This is a genomic window from Kitasatospora humi (assembly GCF_020907985.1).
Lineage (GTDB): Bacteria > Actinomycetota > Actinomycetes > Streptomycetales > Streptomycetaceae > Kitasatospora > Kitasatospora humi.
In genome coordinates this window covers 263,441-283,357 of record NZ_JAJJPA010000004.1, presented here as the reverse complement: position 1 = coordinate 283,357, position 19,917 = coordinate 263,441, and the positions used below count along the sequence as shown (strand labels likewise).

General features: G+C 69.4%; 15 protein-coding genes and 1 tRNA gene. 7 read left to right on the top strand and 9 right to left on the bottom strand.

The window, feature by feature from the left end:
* Positions 1-143: 143 nt before the first annotated feature.
* The 3 genes from LN042_RS07000 to LN042_RS06990 form a co-directional block, all read right to left on the bottom strand.
* The gene (locus LN042_RS07000; protein ID WP_230049467.1) at positions 144-812 is read right to left on the bottom strand and encodes a response regulator transcription factor; all 669 of its coding nucleotides are present in this window, start codon (positions 810-812) and stop codon (positions 144-146) included.
* Between the two features lie 184 nt (positions 813-996).
* Positions 997-1,072 (bottom strand) — tRNA-Thr (locus LN042_RS06995).
* Positions 1,073-1,400: 328 nt separating this feature from the next.
* Positions 1,401-2,903, bottom strand: a complete 1,503-nt coding sequence (locus LN042_RS06990; RefSeq protein WP_230049465.1) for an MFS transporter — start codon at positions 2,901-2,903, stop codon at positions 1,401-1,403.
* Between the two features lie 220 nt (positions 2,904-3,123).
* Between LN042_RS06990 and LN042_RS06985 the strand changes: the two genes are divergently transcribed.
* Positions 3,124-3,747 carry a hypothetical protein gene (locus tag LN042_RS06985; RefSeq protein ID WP_230049463.1) on the top strand — a complete coding sequence of 208 codons (624 nt, stop codon included), beginning with the start codon at positions 3,124-3,126 and terminating at the stop codon, positions 3,745-3,747.
* Here LN042_RS06985 and LN042_RS06980 read toward each other — a convergent pair.
* Positions 3,672-4,079: a DUF6083 domain-containing protein gene (locus LN042_RS06980; RefSeq protein WP_230049462.1), complete on the bottom strand. Its 408-nt coding sequence runs from the start codon at positions 4,077-4,079 to the stop codon at positions 3,672-3,674. The two genes, LN042_RS06985 and LN042_RS06980, sit on opposite strands and share 76 nt — an antisense overlap.
* 649 nt (positions 4,080-4,728) lie before the next feature.
* Here LN042_RS06980 and LN042_RS06975 point away from each other — a divergent pair.
* The 5 genes from LN042_RS06975 to LN042_RS06950 all read left to right on the top strand — a co-directional run bounded on the left by LN042_RS06975 (position 4,729) and on the right by LN042_RS06950 (position 9,965).
* Positions 4,729-5,169: a WXG100 family type VII secretion target gene (locus LN042_RS06975; protein WP_230049460.1), complete on the top strand. Its 441-nt coding sequence runs from the start codon at positions 4,729-4,731 to the stop codon at positions 5,167-5,169.
* Between the two features lie 9 nt (positions 5,170-5,178).
* On the top strand, positions 5,179-7,431 hold the full coding sequence (locus tag LN042_RS06970; protein ID WP_230049458.1) for a DUF6571 family protein: 2,253 nt from the start codon (positions 5,179-5,181) through the stop codon (positions 7,429-7,431).
* 1 nt (position 7,432) lies between these two features.
* Complete coding sequence (locus LN042_RS06965; protein WP_230049456.1) at positions 7,433-8,119, top strand: hypothetical protein; 687 nt, start codon at positions 7,433-7,435, stop codon at positions 8,117-8,119.
* 206 nt (positions 8,120-8,325) lie between these two features.
* A protein-coding gene (locus LN042_RS38225) for an IS630 family transposase (protein ID WP_443667699.1) occupies positions 8,326-9,389 on the top strand; the annotation gives its coding sequence in 2 pieces (ribosomal slippage) (positions 8,326-8,773 and positions 8,773-9,389; 1,065 coding nt in all).
* A 282-nt stretch (positions 9,390-9,671) separates the two neighbouring features.
* Positions 9,672-9,965, top strand: a complete 294-nt coding sequence (locus tag LN042_RS06950) for a GntR family transcriptional regulator (RefSeq protein ID WP_230049450.1) — start codon at positions 9,672-9,674, stop codon at positions 9,963-9,965.
* A 104-nt stretch (positions 9,966-10,069) separates the two neighbouring features.
* Here the strand turns inward: LN042_RS06950 and LN042_RS06945 are convergent, their stop codons facing one another.
* The 4 genes from LN042_RS06945 to LN042_RS06930 form a co-directional block, all read right to left on the bottom strand.
* Positions 10,070-11,470: a S8 family peptidase gene (locus tag LN042_RS06945; protein ID WP_230049448.1), complete on the bottom strand. Its 1,401-nt coding sequence runs from the start codon at positions 11,468-11,470 to the stop codon at positions 10,070-10,072.
* 303 nt (positions 11,471-11,773) lie between these two features.
* The gene (locus LN042_RS06940) at positions 11,774-13,210 is read right to left on the bottom strand and encodes a S8 family serine peptidase (protein WP_230049447.1); all 1,437 of its coding nucleotides are present in this window, start codon (positions 13,208-13,210) and stop codon (positions 11,774-11,776) included.
* A gap of 171 nt (positions 13,211-13,381) precedes the next feature.
* Positions 13,382-15,034: a WXG100 family type VII secretion target gene (locus LN042_RS06935; RefSeq protein ID WP_230049516.1), complete on the bottom strand. Its 1,653-nt coding sequence runs from the start codon at positions 15,032-15,034 to the stop codon at positions 13,382-13,384.
* Between the two features lie 58 nt (positions 15,035-15,092).
* Positions 15,093-15,656, bottom strand: coding sequence for a DUF2563 family protein (locus tag LN042_RS06930; protein WP_230049444.1), 564 nt, complete (start codon positions 15,654-15,656; stop codon positions 15,093-15,095).
* 304 nt (positions 15,657-15,960) lie between these two features.
* On the opposite strand from LN042_RS06930, the gene LN042_RS06925 reads away from it, so the two are divergent.
* Positions 15,961-17,880, top strand: a complete 1,920-nt coding sequence (locus LN042_RS06925; RefSeq protein WP_308191772.1) for an FUSC family protein — start codon at positions 15,961-15,963, stop codon at positions 17,878-17,880.
* 185 nt (positions 17,881-18,065) lie between these two features.
* Here the strand turns inward: LN042_RS06925 and LN042_RS06920 are convergent, their stop codons facing one another.
* Complete coding sequence (locus LN042_RS06920; RefSeq protein ID WP_230049442.1) at positions 18,066-19,880, bottom strand: ABC-F family ATP-binding cassette domain-containing protein; 1,815 nt, start codon at positions 19,878-19,880, stop codon at positions 18,066-18,068.
* Positions 19,881-19,917 lie beyond the last annotated feature (37 nt).

Genomic DNA, 19,917 nt, shown 5'->3' with positions numbered 1-19,917 from the left:
CACCTCGATGAGGAGCCCGAGCGCGAGCCCGGCGTCCGAGGCGATGCCCAGGGTGGGCGTCGCGCGGGGGCGGAGGAGGAGGGCGCGGCGGGGCGGAGCGGGGCCGGCGCCCGGAAGGCGGTGGGGAACTGTGGTCCCTGCGGCTACTCGCGGGCCAGCCGGGCGAGCAAGCCGGTCCGGTCGGCCACCGCGGCCGCCTCGAGGCGGGTGCGGGCACCCAGCTTCATCAGCACCCGCTGCACATGGGTTCGCGCGGTACTGGGCGCGATACCCATGCCGAGCGCGATCTCCTGGGTGTCCTGGCCCTCGGTGATCCTGGCCAGCACCTGGATCTCACGGCGGGTCAGCGCGCCGAGCAGCCGCAGCGCCTCGTCGTCCGGTTCCCGCACGGGGTGCAGCAGCCGCTCGAACGCCGCCTGGAGCACCTCGACGGCCACGGCCGCCTCCCCGGCCCGCGCCCGGGTGATCGAACGGTCCACCACCTCGATCCGCTCGTCACTGCGGACGTAGCCGGCCGCGCCGGCCGCGAACGCGTTGGCCACTCCCCGCAGGTCGTCCACCGGACCGAGTACCACCACGGCCACCTCGGGCCGCTCCTGCCGCAGCCGCCGCACCGGCCCGAACGCCCCGGAGTCCCCCGGTCGCGCGACCCCGAGCAGGCAGACCTCCGGGCGGCGCTGCGCCACCAGCTCCGGCCCGGCCGACGCCGGACTGCCGACCGCCAGCACCCGGTGCCCGCGCACCTGGAGCGCTGCTGCCAACGCCTCGGCCAGCAGTCTGTGATCGTCGACCACGACGAGCCGCACGCCCAAGGGGCCCTCCCCCGTACCCTGCGCGGAGAGACCCCACGCATCACGCGTACCGCCCGTACGCCACAGCACTGTTGACGCACCATCACAGCGCAAACGGACTCGTGCCGCTAGAGACCGGCGACTTCGAACCGTGCCAGGAGAATAACGAAAAGGTCCCCGCCAGATTGGCGGGGACCTTTTCCGATGGAGCCCCCATGCGGAATCGAACCGCAGACCTTCTCCTTACCATGGAGACGCTCTACCGACTGAGCTATAGGGGCGAACCGGTCGAACGAGGAAGACATTACATGGTCATCGGGGGGATTGGGAAATCGGCGTCCGGCGACGGGCGCACGCCCTCGCTCCTGGCGGGCGCCCGGCGCACCGGAGCGCGCTGGAGGAGGCCGCAGGGCGCGGGCCAGCGGCAATGCGCTGGGCGGGCCCACGGCGATGCCCCTCGGCGACACCCGCCTCGCAAGCCCGCACCGCGCCGCCGGCGTCACATCGCCGACGCCCTGCTCGCCCCCAGGCCCGCACCGCGTCGCCACCGTCACGTCGCCGCACCCCTCGCCCGCACCCGCCCCGCCGGCCCGCACCGCGCCACCGGCGTCACATCGCCGCACCTCCGCTCGCCACGGCGGCCCGACCGGCCGGGCCGCCGTCGGCCAACCCGTGCTCGACCGTCAGATCGCACCCGCTCCGATCCGGCAGGGCCAGCAGGCAGAGCACCGCCACCACGCCGAGCCCCGCCAGGTACCAGCCCACCGGCGCCGCCGTCCCGTAGGCCGCCGTCATCCTGGTCGCCAGCAGCGGCGCCGTCCCACCGCCGACCACGCCGCCGAGGTTGTAGGTGAGCGCAGCCCCCGTGTAACGGACCCTGGTGGGAAACAGCTCGGGCAGATACGCCGCCACCGGCCCCAGCAGCACCCCCTGCAACAGCCCCGTGCCGACCAGCGCCAGCAGCATCAGCTCCGGCCGCAGGGTCTCCAGGATCGGGAAGAGCAGCAGCGACCAGCAGGCGGCCAGCGCCGTCCCGAGCAGCACGGTTCGTCGGCGCCCCCAGCGGTCCGAGGCCCCCGCGCTGTACCAGACCGCCAGCGCGCCCGCCGGTGCGGCCAGCAACTGCAGGGCCAGCATCAACGTCTGGGGCACCCCCAGTTGATTGGTGGTGTAGGCCAGGGCGTAGGTGCTGCCCAGGTAGTAGAGCGCGTAGCCGAAGCAGAGCGCGCCACTGCCCAGCAGCACGGTGCGCCAGTGCTCGCGGAGCACCGCCGACACCGGCAGCGGCCGCCCACCACCGCCCGACGCCCCGGACTCACCGGCGACCGCAGCACCCTGCCCGGCCGCCGAAGCCCGCCCGGCGGCGGCAGCCCGCCCGGCGGCGGCAGCCCGCCCGGCGGCGGCAGCCCGCCCGGCGGCGGCAGCCCGCTCGGCGGCGAAGACCGGAGTCTCGGCGATCCGCAGCCGGACGAACAGCCCCACCCCCACCAGCAGCAGCGACCCGAGGAACGGCAGCCGCCACCCCCAACTCGCGAACTCCCGGGCCGGCAGGCCGAGGGAGACGGCCAGGAAGACGGCCGTGGCGAACGTCGAGCCGGCACACGGGCCCAGTTGCAGATACCCCGCATACCGCCCGCGCCGATCGGGCGGGGCGTGCTCCACGACCAGCAGGGCCGCCCCGCCCCACTCGCCGCCCAGCCCCAACCCCTGGCAGAACCTCAGCACCACCAGCGCCAGCGGCGCCCAGACGCCCCACCGCCCGTATCCCGGCAGCAGGCCGACCGCCGTCGTCGACAGCCCCATCAGCAGCAGCGACACCACCAGAACGGCCTTGCGCCCCAGGCGATCCCCGAAGTGCCCGAAGACCACCGCGCCGACCGGCCGGGCCACGAACGCCACCGCGTAGACCGAGAAGGCGGCGAGCAGCGCATTGACCGGACCCAGCGCCGGGAAGTACTCCCGCCCGAAGACCAGGGCCGCAGCCATCCCGTACAGGAAGAAGTCGTAGTACTCGATCGCCGTCCCCGCGAAGGCGGCAGCGGCCACTCGCCCCAGCCCCTCGGTCCCACCGAGGCCCGGGTCGTCCTGTGCTGACTTCGCGTCAATCGCCATACCTCGACGATGCCGCGACGGACCGGCCACCCGCAGCCGCCAGGTGGGTGATGGGGGCGCGAACAGTTCGTGCACACTCCGGGGTGGTGCGCGATGCCGGAAGAACATTCGGTTCTCACCGCGATCCGCGCCGACTGCCGCCCTCCCCTGGGTGGCTCCGCGCTTCCTGCGCGATGATGGCCGCCCCGGACACGAGCAGCCAGAGGGGCCGTCAGCACCAGTGATCCACACGCTCAACGAGTTCAGCGTCAGCTTCGCCTACCGCCATCGGGAAACCACCTGGCTGATCCACCGGACCGGCAAGGACACCCCGATAGCCCGGCTCCGCAAGCCGGAAGCACCCGACTCCCTGAAGCCGTACCAGGTGTACGGCGGCCCGCGACTCGACGAGCTCCTCGGCCATGTCGCCAACAGCATCGCGCTCGCCGTCGACGGCCGCCGGCTCGGTCGCGTCCGCCTGCGCAGCAAGCAGTGGGAACTGCGCGGCGGGGGCTTGTCGACGGACGAGGAGTGGACCTTCGCCCAGGACGGACTGGAAGCACTGCAGGGCCGGCCCACAGGCCTGGGGAGCCGCGCACGACACGCGGCCGTACTGGGCAACGTCATGGACAACGTCCTCACGGATGTGGTGCTGCCGCACAGCCTGCGCTACCGGGGCAGCACCTCGGAGGGGTTCGAACTGACCCGGCGCGCCGGCGTCCACTCCCGCTACGACGTGCGCGTCCACGATCCGCGGATCAACCGGTTGCTGGTGCTCTCGGCGGTCGCCTACTTCGAGTCCGAACACGGCGATGCGGACGTCCGGAAGATCCTTCCGTCCATCGGCGGCCTGTTCCGGCTCTGACCGGTGATCAGTCGGTGCCGCACCGACTCCAGGTACACGTCCCTCGGAGCGGGCAGCCCCGGGCAGACGTCCCAGTGGGCGATCCGGCACATCCGGCCGGCGGCGCCCCCGGCGGCGGTGGCGACGGTGCCGCGCGGATCCACCTGCCAGCGACGGCCGTTCGGAACGCAGTGCGCCGGATGGTCGTCCAGGTCGAGCAGGATCCAGCGGCCCCGGACCGTCGGATGCCAGGCCGCCTCGCGCTGGCAGTAGCGGCAGCGGCCGGTCGGCTCGCGATCCGCGGCGGCGGCCTCGGCCATGACCTGGCCCCGTTCGGTCAAGTAGCTCCCCACCGCCCGGATCACCTCCCCGATCAACACCGGCTCCCGGGCACCGCACTCCGACGCCGGCACGAGCAGCACGCAGTACCCGCACAGCACTGCCCGCGCCCCCCGGTGCCAACCGCCCCCGTTCCGCCCGCACCACTGGCACCCCGTCAGCTCGGCGCAGACCTCACACCAGCGGCCCGCCGCCTCGCTCCCGCACCTCTCGCACTGCGCCTGCCTTGCCATCACACCGCCCTCAGCCCTCAGCAGCGGGCGCCGGACTCCACCAGCGACAGCCCGCCCCGATGGCATAACGACGGATCGAACACCAACGACACGCCGCCGCCGCGTTCCAGTTCGCCCGGCCTACCGGTCAACACCGCTGGGAGTGCCATGCTCCTCCCCTTTTCGGGGCGCCCACTCGACCCTGACAGGCCGAACGCCCACCGTCCCGTGGTGCTGTCATCCGCCACCGGGCTGTTCGGCAGCCTCGGACCACTACCGAGCGCCCTTCTCGCACCCACGAGATCACGGGGGGCAGCGGTGCGCACGTCACGGGCAGTCTCCTTGCACGGGCAAGACGGTAGAGCGCATCAGCCTATTGGCGTACTGTTAGTACACTTGTCGCTACTTGCTGCTAAAGCGCACGACTGGGACCGTACTGGGGGGCTCATCGATGGCTGACCTTGACTTCGAACGCCGGATCAATCCCTGGCTGTTCGACAGCTCAGGTAACCTCACTGACCAGGCGAAGAAGCAGTTTCCTGACCTCGCTGCCGCGGAAGGTCCCGTCACCATCGGGACGCCGGCCCAGAGCGGCGGCCAGAGCTTGTCGGTGAATCCCAGCGTGCTGGAGACGGCCAGTCAAAATGCCTCCGTACTCCGAGGCATGGTGCGCAGCGAATGCGACAAGCCGTGGAGCAACGTCGGTACTGCCGTCGGTGCCATGCAGGGCTGGGACAGCAGCGCCGCCTTGAGCACAGCCTGGACCATCTGGGAGCAGCAGTCCCAGGCCTTGGCCGCCCGACTGGACACCATTTCACAGAACCTGCACGCCAACGCGCAGAACTACAGCAATGCCGATAGCGCCAACGCAGCGCATCTCCAGCAGAAGTGACGTCTCATCATGGTGAACTTCTACGAACTCCAGAACACCAACTTCACCAACCTGGATGGTGCGGCCACTGACTTCGAGACGTTGGTCCGTTCTTGGGACTTCTCCACGCAGTTCCAGAACCAGGTGATCAGCCCGCTCCAGAGCTCAGGGTGGCAAGGGACGGCAGCGGACGCCGCCGCGAGCGTGTTGACCGATACCCGCAACCAGATCGACATGGCGTTCGACGAGGCCAGCTCGCTAGCCAAAGCCCTGCGTGACGCGCACACCGAGTTCACTGGCGCCCAGCAGGCCCTCCAGCAGGCCGTCCAGAGCGGAACCCAGCAGGGACTCACCGTGGATGCCAACGGTGTGGTCCACTGGCCGCCGGCTACCACTGACGCCGAGAAGCATGATCAAGATTACCAAAAAACGTGGCAGGACAGGGCTGACGGCGTCAGCAAGCAAATACAGGCGGCGCTGGACCGCGCGACAGCAGCAGACCAGGGCCTCGCGTTCACCCTGGCTGCAGACACCGGGACCAGCACCCAGAGCTTCAACTGCGCCCCACCCGGCGGTCTTGTGGAGGGCGAGGCCAAGCAGGCCGCCGACCTGCTGAGCCTGGGCAGCAAGGCCACCGACGCGCAGGTCGCCCAGCTGAACGCGATCCTAAAGGCCCACGCCAACGACCCGCAGTTCAACACAGACTTCTACAACGACCTGGGCCCGGACGGCTTCCTGAAGGCGTACGGCGCGATGGGCGAGTACAGCTACTACGGCACGCCCAGCAAGGACAACCTAACCCAGCTCCAGGCCAACCTCGGCACGGCACTGGCCAACGCGACCAACACCCAGAACGTGCCGCACCTGTCCGATGCCTGGGAAGCCGGACTGCGCAAGGCAGGCGCCACGCAATACCAGTTGCTGCCCGACCAATTGCAGGGCGGCAACCCGTACGGCTACCAGATCCTGTCGAACATCCTGCGGACCGGCAACTACGACGCGCACTTCCTGCAGCCGATCGCCGAACATATGACCCAGCTCAGCGAGCAGGACCCCCACATGTGGTCGGACGCGATCATGAAGGCCAACCCCCTGCGGCAGACCTTCTTCCTCGGCCCGGGGGACGGCGGCCTCAATCCGATGTCGGGAATGCTGGAGGCCCTCGGGCACAGTCCGGACGCGGCGACGAAGTTCTTCTCCGACCCCCCGACGCTCTACAACCAGGACGGGACGGTCAAGGCGGTCACCAGCGACGCCAACAACTACCTCACCAAGCTCACGGATCCCGGCTTCAAGTCCATCCTCCAGGACATCACGACCAAGGACGCCACCTTGGGCGGCAAGGCCTGCGACCTGGAGGCGACCGCGCTCGGCCACGCACTCGAAGCGGCGACCATCGGGCAGCCGTACGACGCCGAGGGCGCGCCGTACCCGCTGCACACCCCTGCCATGACCGCGGTGATGCAGCAGGTTGTGAACCGCTTCGGAACCGTCGATGGTCCGAGCTTGATCACTGGGAACGGTGCCGTCTTCCACTCGATGAACGCCAGCCTCGGCCACATGACCGCCGCCTACATGGGTGAGGTACAGACGGCGTTCGCGCCCCCACAGGAAGGGCTGCCGCTGTACGAGACGCCTGCGGATCCCAACCATCCCCAGCCGACGCTGGATGCGTCAGCCACTGCGCGGTTCCTCGGGGCGCTCGGCCACGACCCTGACGCCTATGGCACCATCGCGCAGGCACAACAGGCTTACACCACCGCCCATGTGAGCGACATCATGCTGCACTCCACCGACCACAAGTACCTTGACTCTGCGGTGGCGAGCGCGGCCGGCCCGGGCGGAACGGTGGCGGCGATCATCACCGGCGGCAAGGCGGATGCGATCTACACGCAGCACCAGCAGAGCGACGCCGCCTACAACAAGGCCATCGACCGCGACGCGGGCTGGGCACAGAAGCTCTGGGACATGACCGGCGGCAAGAAGATCGGTGACATGCCGGGGGGCGACGCGCTCAACACGAAGGCCAGCGGAATCATCCAGAGTGTGGCCTCCTGCTACAAGGTCGACACGCACGGGCTAGCGTCCGATCAGGTCCTCCAGGCCGGCGGTGCCGCCGAGACCGGGGCCGGCAATGCCGCTCAGAACGCGGTCCTGTCGGCGGCCCAGTCGCAGGGCATAGACACCACCGACGCCAATGACCTGGCCAACGCAGCGTTCAACGGTGCCAAGGCCGGCTTTGCTGACGGTACCTCGAAGTACCTCTTGGGTGTGAAGAACTGATATGACCGGGCAGCAGGAAGAAACGCCGCCGACGGGCCATGTGGCCCGTCGGCGCCTGTGGGCCGGGGCCGTCGCCGCCGTGCTGGTCGCGGCCGGCGTGACGGCCTTCTGTTGGAAGCCTTGGCAGTCCGTCGTGCTGCCGCAGTCGGCCTGCTGGTCCGCGCTCGGCCCGGACGACCTCCGGCCGCTGGTCGGGACGAACGGGACGGCCGTCGCCTTGACAGGGAGTGTCGTCCACGCCCCGCTGACGGCCGACATCGCCTCCCAGATGGAGTCCTGCGGCGTGCGGTGGGCGGGAGGCCCTGTCCTCGAAGTGAACGTCAAACCCAGTGTGGATGGCCTCTCGATGTCGGGATTTAACGCGACGGGCTATCGGGCCCTGGACTTCGGCCCGGACGGCCAAGCGCGGATCGACGACCGGTACGACACACTTAACTTCTACCTGCGGTGCGACCTCCAGATCCCGGTCGACAGGGCCGACCAACCCGCGTCGCCATTCGTGTGGATCAGCATCGACGGGGATCCGAGGCAGTCGCAGTACTCACGGACCCGGGTGCGCCAGGCCTACGCCGACATCGCACTGAAGCTCGCCCGCACCGTCGCGACGCAGTACCAGTGCGCCAACACCGTCCACCTCGCCGACAAGGCACCGACCGTTCCGCCTGCCCCCAAGGAGGCAACGCCGTAGGCGGCTCAGAAGGTGTTGGGTCGCGGGTGATTGCTCGCTCTTGAGATCGTCGGCGACGATTGACATGCGGCACGAAAATGGCAGCGTTCCACCAGGCGTTGATTCCTTGCGGGACGCTACTGAAGTTGAAAGCGTGATGTCGCTCGGACGGGTGAAGCAGTAATGTTCGCTCTCCGGCGGAGGGTCGGCACCGGTAGTCGTGTGCTGTGAGATATGCGCAAGGCGGCGGCCTGACCGACGCCGAGAGGGCCGCGCGGGAGCGGATCCGGCTGCAAGCCGTGGAACGCTTCGAGGGCGGCGACAAGAGCAGGGACGTCGCGGCGGCGCTGCGGGTGAGCGTGCGCTCGGTGGAACGGTGGCGTCGGCAGTGGCGCGAGGGCGGTGCGGCGGGCATCACCTCGAAGGGCTCGCCCGGTCGCCCGAGACTGTCCGATGCCCAGATCGAGCGGCTGGAGCGGGAGTTGGAGCGTGGCCCGCTGGCCCACGGCTGGGTGGACCAGCGGTGGACTCTGGCACGGGTGAAGACGTTGATCGGCCGGCTGTTCCACGTCTCCTACACCGTGGAGGGCACCTGGGCCCTGCTCAAGCGGCATGGCTGGTCCTGGCAACAGCCGGCCCGCCGGGCCATCGAGCGCGACGACTCGGTGATCGAGCTCTGGAAGAAGGACACGTGGCCGCGGGTAAAAGCGCCGCGGCGGCCCGCGGGGCCTGGCTCGTCTTTGAGGACGAAGCCGGGCAGTCGATGAGGCCGCCGCGTGCCAGGACCTGGGGCAGGGTCGGCCGCACCCCCATCGTGCGGGTGCGCGGCCGGGGAGGTGGCCGGATCTCCATGGCGGGGCTGAGCTGCTACAGCCCCGGCAGGTGCTCCCGGATGTTCTACAGCTTCCACGTCTACCACGGCCGCAAGGGCGAGAAGAAGGGCCTGACCTGGCAGGACTACCGCGATCTGCTGATTCGCGCACACGTCCAGCTCGGCGGCCCGATCGTGCTCGTGTGGGACAACCTGCGCGCCCACCTGATGCCGCCGCTGCGGGAGTTCATCGAGGCGAATAAGGACTGGCTGACCGTCTTCCAACTCCCGTCGTACGCACCAGACCTCAACCCGCAGGAAGGCATCTGGTCGCTGGTCAAGCGCACCATCGGCAACCTCGCCGCAGCCAACCTCGACCAGCTCGCCCGAGCCGTCAAGCGCAGCCTGAAGCAGATCCAGTACCGACCCCACCTCATCGACGGGTGCCTCGCCGCCACCGGCCTGATCGCGGACGGCTGACTACACCTCAGGCCGACATCACGCTTTCAACTTCAATAACGCTGGTTGCAGCTCCATGGAGCGTGGTGCGAGTCGGCGGACAGCGGGGGCGGAGTCCAGTAGGGCGTGCTGCGCTTGCCGCGCCCAACTCAGGGCAGAGGGCGCATCATTCGACGGTCCGGGCTCGACGTCGTCGACCGCTGGCAGGGGCAAGCGCATACCGCGGGATCCCGCGATACGCAGCGCGTCACACGGGCATTCAGCGACCCGGATGGCGGCGAACCTGGGCAGACGCTGAGCCTCATGAGGGCAGCACCGCTCCACGTCCAGCTGGCCGAGGTGATCGCCGGGAAGATCGAACCCAGCGAGTTGGCGCCGGACAGACCGATCCCCTCGGAGAACCACCTCGTCGACGAGGACGGCGTGGCACGACTCACCGCTCGGCGTTCCACCCAGAACCTTCGTGAACGCGGGCTGATCGTCACTGTACGCGGCCAGGGATCCTTCGTAGTCAAGCAGCCGCCCACCGAGTCAACTGGCGCCTCGCCGACCACATGGTCGGGTCGCGGCGTCGCGGCGCCAGGGCCCACTCCGTGAACCTGCGCCGACTTGACGGCGGTGCTAATCCAGCCGTCGTGTCTCCTCTCCGTGCGCGCGCTACGGAGGCCTGTCCGCCCGCGGACTCCGCCAGTTTCGTCCCGTCAGCCCGGTTCGTTCTGGGGCGGGGTGGCGGGCGTTTGGTAGGGCGACGGCGGGATGTCAGGGCTGCGGTGTAGCTCCTCGCTCGGGATCGGGCGCGTCGGGCGTTTGAGGGTGGGCGATGGAGTGCGGCGGCGTTTGCGGACGACCAGGTGGGTGATGAGGCCGGCGACGACCGCTGCATCCACGACTGCGGCAGCGACGAGGATGGAGATGCCGTCGGGGTCCGATGAGGATGTGAGAGGCCGGCTCGGGGTGCTCGGGGCTGACGAGCTGACTGCGGAGGGGGTGGGCACGTCGGGCTCGGGCATGAAGGCGTTGGGTGGCCCCGTGACATTGATACCTGCATCGACCAGTGGATTGACGTCGGCCGCGCCTGGATCCCCGGTGTACTTGACAGCCCTGCTGACGCTCACATTACCGAAGCCGATGTATTCGCTGTGTGACGATCCGTCGTTGGGCTTGAAGGCACTGTTGATCAGAACCCGGAGAACCTGGTTACCCGTCCACGTCGGGTGCTGCGAGAATAGGATGGCCCCCATGGCGGCGACCCCGGCGGCCGCGTCGCTGGTGCCGTGCGTGGTGCAGTAGCCGCTCGGCTCAGCACATGCGCCAATTACGTCCACCCCAGGGCCCGCCAGGGCGATGTACTTGTCGTGCTCGGACTCGTTCGTGGCACCGCCCTGCTGGTTGAATGCCGCGATTCCAGCAACTCCTGCAGTGTTGGCAGGGTAAGTCACGTCGTTGCCTTGCTGGCCGTTGTCACCGGCCGGTGCCACCACCAGGGTGCCATGGCTGATCGCACGATCGACAGCGTCCTGCAGATTGCGGACGCCTCTCGCAGTGATTGATTGCCTAAGGAGGGCCAGCGAAATGTCGATCACCTTGGCATCGCGGCTGACTGCATAATCAATTGCTTGGTCAACCTGCACCAGAAGCTGATCCGATGAGATTTCCGTGCCGGGTGAGCTCGCCGTGCCGACGTCAGTCGTGTTGTTGACCTTAAGCGGAAGTATCTTCGCACCCGGAGCGAAACCCATCACACCCTTGCCGTTGAAGCTCTTACCAGAACCCGCGATGATGCTGGCCACCTTGGTGCCCTCACTCATGGAGTCCACGTTCTCGTTCCCGGGCAGACCGCTGTAGTCCCTCCCCGGGAGCACCTGTCCGGTCAAGTCCGGGTGGTCGGCATTCACTCCACTGCCGATCACGGCAACGGTGACTCCGGTACCGTTGGCGCTCTGCCAGGTCTGCGGCAGGTGCATAGCGTCCAAGTACCACTCCCCCTGGCGGGGGTTGTCGAGAGCCTGGGCCGCTGGGGCGAACGCACCGGTCAGGGACAGGCTCAGCAATAGCAGGGCAGCTGTGATCAGCCCTCGTGTCTTCGCGCCGATTCGCCGCATCACGCTCTCCTCATCACAATCTCTGCCAGGGCACCGGCCGGACCGAACAAAGAGCTGCCCGGTCACCGGGGCTGCCCCAGTGACCGGGCAGGACAAGCCGCTCCACTCGGCACCATGGGAAAGCTCCCGTGGCCAACGGGATCGCAGGTCGGACTATTGCCAGTGGCTTACCACAGCCCTGCTACTCCGCACTGGCGCATCGGACCTGATCGACGATCACGGACTCTTCGGTCACCAGTGCCACGTCCCGCCATGCCAACGCCTCACAAGGAACCGATACCTGTCAGGTTGCGGGTATTGAACTCAGCCCTGCGGCTCGCGATACGGGTTGGCGGCCGGCGGGGGCGGAGTCTGGTACGGCGCGGGGCTTTGGGCCGAAGGCGGCGGGGTGCCCGGAGCGTAGCCGGGCGGCGGGGGCGGGGTGCCCTGACTGTAGGGCGGCTGCTGGGCGGGCAATGGGTAGGAGGGGGCCTCAGCCTCCTCCGGAGCGGCGGCGGAGCGCTTGCGGCGAGCCACGAAGAAGATGACGCCGCCGACGATCAGGACGGCGGCAACTGCGCCACCGATGATCAGAGGAAGGTTGGAGGACCCTGAAGATGACGAGGACGCTGCGGACTTGGCGGACGAGGTAGCCGGAGCCGGGGAGGCACCATTGGGTGCGGCGCCGCTGGCCGTGCCACTGGGCTGCACGGAGCCTGCGGCGGAGGGCGACGCAGAGGGGGCGGTGCCGGGCAGCCAAGCGGTGGGCGGTGGGGTGACGCTGACGCCGGCCTGGACAAGGGGGTTCGCGTCAGCCGGACCTGGATCACCGGTAAATTTGATGGCCTTGCTGATGCTGGCGTTACCGAAGCCAATACCGTCATCATGCATCAAGCCGTTGTTGGGCTTGTTAGCCGTGTTGATCAGGACTCGGAGAACCTGATTCCCAGTCCAGTCTGGGTGCTGGGAGAAGACGATGGCACCCATAGCAGAGACCATCGCGGCGGAGTCGGATGTGCCGTGAGTGTCGCAGTAGCCCGTGGGTCCGGTACACGCATCCACCGTGTCCACTCCTGGAGCCGCTAGCGCGATGTACTTTCCTTGTTCGGACTCATTCGTACTGCCACCCTGCTGATTGATTGCGGCAATGGCGGCGACACCGGCCGCGTTCGCCGGGTAGGTGATCGGGTTGCCCTCTTGCCCACTGTTGCCTGCACTAGCGACTACCAGTCGACCATGGCTGATCGCGTAATCAACCGCTTTCTGGAGATCCGCAGCGTCGGCCGGTGAGATGTCAGAACTTTGGACGACCAGAGACAGGTTGATCACCTTGGCTCCCTGGTCCACCGCATACATGATGGCCTGATCAATCTGCTTGAGAAAGGCCGGAGCCGAGATCGTCGTTCCAGCGTCATCAGTTGCGTTGACCTTGATGGGGAGGACACGCGCGCCAGGAGCGAGCCCGATGACGCCGTGTCCGCTGACACCTTTTCCTGACCCAGCGATGATGCTGGCCATCTTGGTGCCGTGGCCAACGGGATCGGTTTCCGCACCCCCGGGCAAGCCACTGAAGTCCTTACCTAGAAGGAGTTGACCGACCAGATCCGGGTGGTCTGCCTTTACGCCGGAGTCGATCACCGCCACAGTGACCCCAGTGCCGTTGGCGGTCTGCCACACCTCAGGCAGGTGCAATGCATCCACATACCACTCGGCTTGGCGGGGGTTATCGAAAGCCTGGGCCGCCGGGGCGAAAGCACCCATCAGGGACAGACTCAGTGCCAGCAGGGCGGCTGTGCTCAGCCCTCGCGTCCTCATGCCGGTTCGCCGCATCACGCTCTCCTCATCACCATCTCTGCCGGGGCACCGGCCGGACCGAACAAAGAGCTGCCCGGTCACCGGGGCTGACCCAGTGACCGGGCAGGCGATCCAGTCCTACTCAATCACGTCCGGATTACTCTCCGGGGTTCCACCGGTCCAACTCTCCTCGTCCTCGACGAGGTAGTCCGCCCGGTGGCCGTGGTCTTTCTTGCGCTTCTTCGTGCCGTGGGCGCCGCCGCCAGGCATGAAGCCGCCCTCTCCCTCGGCAGCTCCCGCACGGGCTTCACTGCTTGCCTTACCGATCCCGGTGCCGCCGGGCGTGAACTCGCCCTCGGCAGTGGGACCGCGACGCCCGCCGACCTCGCCACCAGGCCTCGACACGAGACCTCGGCCACGGCCGCCACCGCCGCCGATTCCACGGCCCCCGGCGCCAACGCCCATGCCGCCGCCCATGCCACCACGGCCCAGCATGGAGCCGCTACCACCGGTCCGTCCACCGCCTGCTTCGGCTTCCGCTTCCTGCGCGCCGATCGCATTGGTGCTGAACTGACCACGACCTGACGGCATGCCAGGGCGGCTGGCGCCGCCGCTGATCCCCTCCTCGAAAGGCGATGGGCTGCCGCCAACGCGGCCGCCACCAGGCAACTTTCCGTAGGGGCTCCCGTAGGAACTCCCATAGGAGCTTCCGCCAGATGGGCTGCCGAAGTTGCTGCCGCTCGTCGGCCCGGGGAATCCCCCGGGGTAACCGCCCGGCAGACCCCCCGGACCGGTGCCGGTCGGACCCGGGGTACCCGGGCCACCCGGCAGCGTGCTGGTCGGCCCGCTGGTGACAGGCAGCTGGGGCGCCGGCGGCGGGGCACTGTCGAGGCCCGTGCCGGGTACCGGAGTTGGGGTGGCGGGCGGAGTCGGTGAGGGACTGCTCGGGGGCTGCGGAATGGGGCTCGGCTGCGGTCCCGGTACCGGGCGGTGGGCCGGGGGCCGGGGGCCGGGGGCCGGCTGCTGCAGGACGGGCGGGGTCGGCGACGGGTTGCTCGGCGCAGCACCCGCAGGCGATGGCAGCGTACCCGTGTGACGGCCGCCACCGCTTGGGGAGCCGCCAGAGCCACTCGACCCACCGTAGGAAAAGTTGCCACCACCGTCTGCTGTCTTCGCCGGCGGCGGCGGCCCCATGACACCCGTCGGGCTCGGCGGGAACAAGGGCGGAGTCTGCTGCTGGATGGCCGACGTCGACGCCTGGTACGCCTGGGACAGGCTGACCATGTGGCTCACGGCGTCGTCGTGAGCCTTGTCGAGAGTGGCCTGAGCCTGGTTGGCCTGGGCCCGGGTGACCCAATTGGGGTCGGCCGCAGCTTTCTGCTGGTCCGCCTGGTCGCTGATGTACTGGGAGTTCTGCGCCTTGTACCGGTTCATGATGTTGGTCTCGTTCACCGGCACGCCCGGCATGGCGTTTGCAGTGCCGAGAGCGGTACCAGCCGCCGACAGCTGATCGGAGGTGGCGCTCGCATAGGTGCTCAGCTGCTCAGTGGCGGTCGAGACCTGAGTGACCCAGCTCCGGAAGCTGTCGGCCGCAGTGCCGCTCCACTCCAAGTGCTGTGAGTTGTAAGAAAGCTGTCCGGCGATGTCATTGAGCGTGGCGGCCGCACTGGAGAGCTTGCCGCTGCGCGTCGAGAGCAGGCTCGGGTCAGTGCCTTTCACCATGGCCAGCAGTTGCTCGTGCGTCATGCTGTCGAAGTAGCTGTAAAGATCATCCGTCTGCGGATTTGGCATTACACACTCCCCGTGTTGCCCTGCTGCTGCGTATCAGACCCTCGACCGACTTCCCGGATCACGCGACAACGCCCGAGTGGGTCTGCGTGGAGTCAGTGGACGATGCAGGCGTCCCCGAACTTGAATCCGCTGTGGTCGACGCCGTGGCCTGCGGGTCCAGCGGCTTCACGACTCCCGTCGGGCTGACACCGGAGTTGTACTGGTTGTTCGTCTCGGCGTAGATGTTCCAGAGCGCTCGCCGCTGCTCGTCATCAACTTCCTGGTAGCCGTTGATGTTGATGTTGAGCGCGATGCTCATCGCCTTGATCTGCTGGGACAGTGTCGCCGAGAGCGTCTGCAGGTTCTGGTGGACCACGTCGTACGCGTTCAGCAGGTTGGTAGCGTCCGGAAAGGCGCCCAGGTGCCCCTGGTCCAGGCTCTGCTGACTGATCTTCGGCTGGGCCGCGTCCGAGTCGTCGAGCGACGTCAGCATGGCGTCGACCTTCTTCTTGAACTCGCTGAGCGTCTCCACCTCGACCTTGAGGTCTGCAGGCGATACACCGCTCAACTCCAGCTGGTGCGCTGTGTCCAAGTAAGCGTTCTTCGCCGCAAGGGCCGACCACTCGTTGGGCACTGCGTTCATGAACTGCACCTCCCCCGTGCACGGACCGGCACATGGCCACCGCGCTGCACCACGTCGTCAAGCTTCGAAGTCCCGTTTCGAGCCGGCCTCCGCCCGTTTACGAACAGGCTGTAGCGGCTGGTTCACATCTTAGCGAGGGGCTGTGTCAGTGCAGCAGGCCCCTTGGGGCGCACGGGCCTTATCGGTACGGACTTGTCACGTTCCGCCAGCCGCCGCGGCTGGCCCCGGAGCTCTCACCGCCGCCAGGGACGCCGTCAAGGCCGGTTGCCACGAGTAGCCCGAGAGTGTGGCAGCGTTGATCGATGTGACAAGCAGTGATTCCCCCGCACGCCCCTCCTGGTGGGCCCGGGCCGCGCGGCCGGCGCGGCCGGTGGTGCCGTGGGTGCTGGTGCCCCGGGCGGCGGCGGGGATGGCGGTGCCGCTGTGCGCGGGGTTGGCGGCGGGGCGGCTGGACCTCGGAGTGTTCGCAGGCCTCGGGGCGATGCACGCCACGCTGAACGACCGGGTCGAGCCGACCGGGCTGCGACTGGTGCGGATGGGCAGCGCCCTGGCGGCGTCGGCGACCGGGATGCTGATCGGCGGGGCCGTGCTGCACTGGCAGCTGCGCAGCGCGCTCGCGGTGCTGGTGCTGACCGCGGTGGCCTTCGTCTCGGGTGCGCTGAGTGCTACGGGGCCGCGCGGCTCGGCGGCGGGGTTGCTGCTGCTGGTGTCGACCGCGCTGGGAGCCGGGATGGCGCCGCCGCACCCGTGGTGGGCGGCGGGGCCGATGATGCTGGCGGGGGCCGGCCTGGTGGTGGTGCTGGGGCTGCGTTACCGGCCGCAGGCGCACAACGACCCGCGCCGGCTGCAGCTCGCCGAGGTCTACCGGGCGCTCGGCTCGCTGCTGCGCGAGCTGGGCACGGATCAAGGTCCGGCGGCGCGCCGATCCCTGACGGGACGTCTGAACCAGCTGCAGGACCAGCTGCCACCACCGCGCCCGGGCGCCCGGGAGAGCGCCCGACTGTCAGCGCTGCGCCGGGCCTACGAGGGCTCGCTGGCCGCGACCGAGGCGGCCAGCGGGCTGCTCTGGGCCCGCCGGCCGGTGCCCCCGGAGGTGGCCGCCCTCCCCGAGCAGCTGGCCGAAACCCTGGCGGCGCACGCACCGGCGCCCCCGCTCCCCGCCTGGCACCCCGACACCCCCGCCCGCCAGGCCCTCGCGGACGCCCTGCGCACCGCGGCCGACGCCGTGGCCGGTCGCCCGGCGGACCCGGCCACCGTGGTCCGGACGGCCCCGGTGCCGCCGCCCGACCCGTGGCGGCTGCGGGTGCGGCTGCTGTCACGCGGGGCCGCGCGGTACGGCGCCCGGGTGGCGCTGTGCATCGGGGTGGCCGAACTGCTCACCGCCGCACTGCCGCTGACCCGCAGCTACTGGGTGCCGATGACGGTGGCCTTCGTGCTCAAGCCGGACCTGGGCTCGGTCTTCCTGCGGGCGGTCAGCCGCGCGGTGGGCACGGTGCTGGGGGTGGTGCTGACGGCGGCCCTGCTCTCGCTGACCACCGAACGCTGGGCGCTGGTCGCCGTCGTGGCGCTCTGCGTGGCCTTGCTGCCCTGGTCGGCGGCTGCCCACTACGGCCTGAACACGATGGTGATGACGCCGCTGGCCCTGGTGCTGGTGCAGTTGGGCGGGGGCAGCGGGTCGGCCGAGGTGGGGCCACGGGTGCTGGACACCGTGCTGGCGACCGTGATCGTGCTGGTCTTCGGCTATCTGTTGTGGCCGGAACGGGCTCCGCACCGGATCGAGCCGCGCCTGGTGACGGCGACCGAGACGCTGCGCGCCTACCTGACCTCGGTGACCCAGCCGCCCGTCGAGGACGCCCGCGCCCAGGTCTGGCTGCGCCGCACCGCCTACCGGGCACTGGCGGACGCTCGGCAGGAGGTGCTGCACGGGCTGACCGAGCCACCGCCGGCCGGGCAGCGGGCGGAGGCCTGGCTGCCGGCCACGGCGGCGCTGGAGAGGCTGAGCGGCGCGGTGGCCGCCTACGCGGCCCAGCTGCGCTACGGCGGGCGGCGCAGTGAGCCGGCGGAGGTGGGCCGGGTGCTCACCGCCCTGGAGCAACTGGCTGCGGCGGCCCGTCAGCACCGCCCGCCCTCGGGGGTTCCCACCCGCCCGCCGGGCCCGCACGATCCGGAGCGCAGCGCGCTGCTCCAGGCGGCCGGCGAACTGGAGCAGCTGCTGGGCGGATGAACCAGCAACCCCGCGAAGCGAAACAGACACCCCGCGAAGCGAAACAGCCACCCGCGAACCGACCAGCCAAGCAGCCACCCCGTAAACCGAACCAGCCACCCCACCAAGCCAAGCAGCCACCCCGCGAACCGAACCAGCCGCCCCGCCCAACGGCAACCCCGAACCGACCACCACCCGACCAACCGTCAGGAGTCCGCCAGCTCCAGCCAGTTGAGCTCCAGCTCCTCCTTCTCCTCCTGTACCTTGCGCAGTTGCGCGTCCAGCTCGGCGACCTTGGAGAAGTCGGCGGCATGCTCGGCCAGCTGGTCGTGCAGCTTGCTCTCCTGCTGCTCCAGCTTGGCCAACTGGCGCTCGATGCGCTGCAGTTCCTTCTTCGCTGCCCGGCTCTCCGCGCCCGACTTGGCCGGCGCGGCAGCAGCCGGCGCCGCAACAGCAGCCGCAGCAGGCGCAGCGGCGACGACGGCCGCGACGGCGGCCCTCCGCTCCAGGTACTCGTCGACGCCGCCCGGCAGCATCCGCATCCGCCGGTCGCCCAGCAGGGCGTAGGTCACGTCGGTCGTGCGCTCGATGAAGAACCGGTCGTGGCTGATCACGATCATCGAGCCGGGCCAGCCGTCGAGCAGGTCCTCCAGCTGGTTGAGGGTTTCGATGTCGAGGTCGTTGGTGGGCTCGTCGAGGAAGAGCACATTGGGCTCGTCCATCAGCAGCCGGAGCAGCTGGAGGCGGCGGCGCTCACCGCCGGACAGGTCGCCGACCGGGGTCCACTGCTTGTCCTTGCCGAAGCCGAACTGCTCGCAGAGCTGACCGGCCGTCATCTCGCGGCCCTTGCCGAGGTCGACCCGGCCGCGAACCTGCTCGACGGCCTGCAACACCCGGGTGGCGGGGTCGAGTTCGGCGATCTCCTGGGAGAGGTAGGCCAGCCGGACGGTCTTGCCGACCTTGATGACGCCGGACGCGGGCTGCACATCGCCCTGCGAGGCGTAGGCGGCCTGCAGGGCCCGCAGCAGCGAGGTCTTGCCGGCGCCGTTGACGCCGAGCAGGCCGATCCGGTCGCCGGGGCCGAGGTTCCAGGTGAGGTGCTCCAGCAGCACCTTCTCGCCGGCCGTCACCGTCACGTCGTCGACCTCGAAGACGGTGCGGCCGAGTCGGGCGTTGGCGAACTTCATCAGCTCGCTCTTGTCGCGCGGCTCGGGCACGTCGGCGATCAGCGCGTTGGCGGCCTCGATCCGGTAGCGCGGCTTGGAGGTGCGAGCGGGGGCGCCGCGGCGCAGCCAGGCGAGTTCCTTGCGGGCCAGGTTCTGGCGCTTCTGCTCCTCGGTGGCCTCGATCCGGGTGCGCTCGGCGCGAGCGAAGACGTAGTCGGAGTAGCCGCCCTCGTACTCGCGGACCTCGCCGCGCTGCACGTCCCACATCCGGGTGCAGACCTGGTCCAGGAACCAGCGGTCGTGGGTGACGCAGACCAGTGCGGAGCGGCGGTTCTGCAGGTGCCGGGCGAGCCAGGCGATGCCCTCGACGTCCAGGTGGTTGGTGGGCTCGTCGAGCACGATCAGGTCCGGCTCGCCGAGCAGCAGCTTGGCGAGGGCGATCCGGCGGCGCTCGCCACCGGAGAGCGGGCCGATCACGGTGTCCAGGCCGTTGCTGAAGCCGGGCAGGTCGAGGCCGCCGAAGAGGCCCTCGATGATGTCGCGGATCCGGGCGTCGCCGAGCCACTCGTGGTCGGCGCGGTCGGCGATCACCTCGTGCCGGATGGTCGCCTCGGGGTCGAGCGAGTCGTGCTGGGTGAGGACGGCCATGCGCAGCCCGCCGCTCCAGGTGATCCGGCCGCCGTCGGGTTCCTCCAGCTTGGCGAGCATCCGGATCAGGGTGGTCTTGCCGTCGCCGTTGCGGCCGACCACGCCGATCCGGTCCCCTTCGCTGACGCCGAGGGTGACCGCGTCCAGGAGGGCGCGGGTGCCGTAGACCTTCGTGACGGACTCGATGGTGGCGAGGTTGACGGCCACGTGCGCTGCGCTCCCGGGGTTGGGTGATTGAACCCCC

Coding starts and splice junctions, on each gene's coding strand:
- LN042_RS06990 (WP_230049465.1), bottom strand. CDS start 2,903: ATGGCGATTGACGCGAAGTCAGCACAGGACGACCCGGGCCTCGGTGGG.
- LN042_RS06975 (WP_230049460.1), top strand. CDS start 4,729: ATGGCTGACCTTGACTTCGAACGCCGGATCAATCCCTGGCTGTTCGAC.
- LN042_RS06970 (WP_230049458.1), top strand. CDS start 5,179: ATGGTGAACTTCTACGAACTCCAGAACACCAACTTCACCAACCTGGAT.
- LN042_RS06965 (WP_230049456.1), top strand. CDS start 7,433: ATGACCGGGCAGCAGGAAGAAACGCCGCCGACGGGCCATGTGGCCCGT.
- LN042_RS06950 (WP_230049450.1), top strand. CDS start 9,672: ATGAGGGCAGCACCGCTCCACGTCCAGCTGGCCGAGGTGATCGCCGGG.
- LN042_RS06945 (WP_230049448.1), bottom strand. CDS start 11,470: ATGCGGCGAATCGGCGCGAAGACACGAGGGCTGATCACAGCTGCCCTG.
- LN042_RS06940 (WP_230049447.1), bottom strand. CDS start 13,210: ATGGGTGCTTTCGCCCCGGCGGCCCAGGCTTTCGATAACCCCCGCCAA.
- LN042_RS06935 (WP_230049516.1), bottom strand. CDS start 15,034: ATGCCAAATCCGCAGACGGATGATCTTTACAGCTACTTCGACAGCATG.
- LN042_RS06930 (WP_230049444.1), bottom strand. CDS start 15,656: ATGAACGCAGTGCCCAACGAGTGGTCGGCCCTTGCGGCGAAGAACGCT.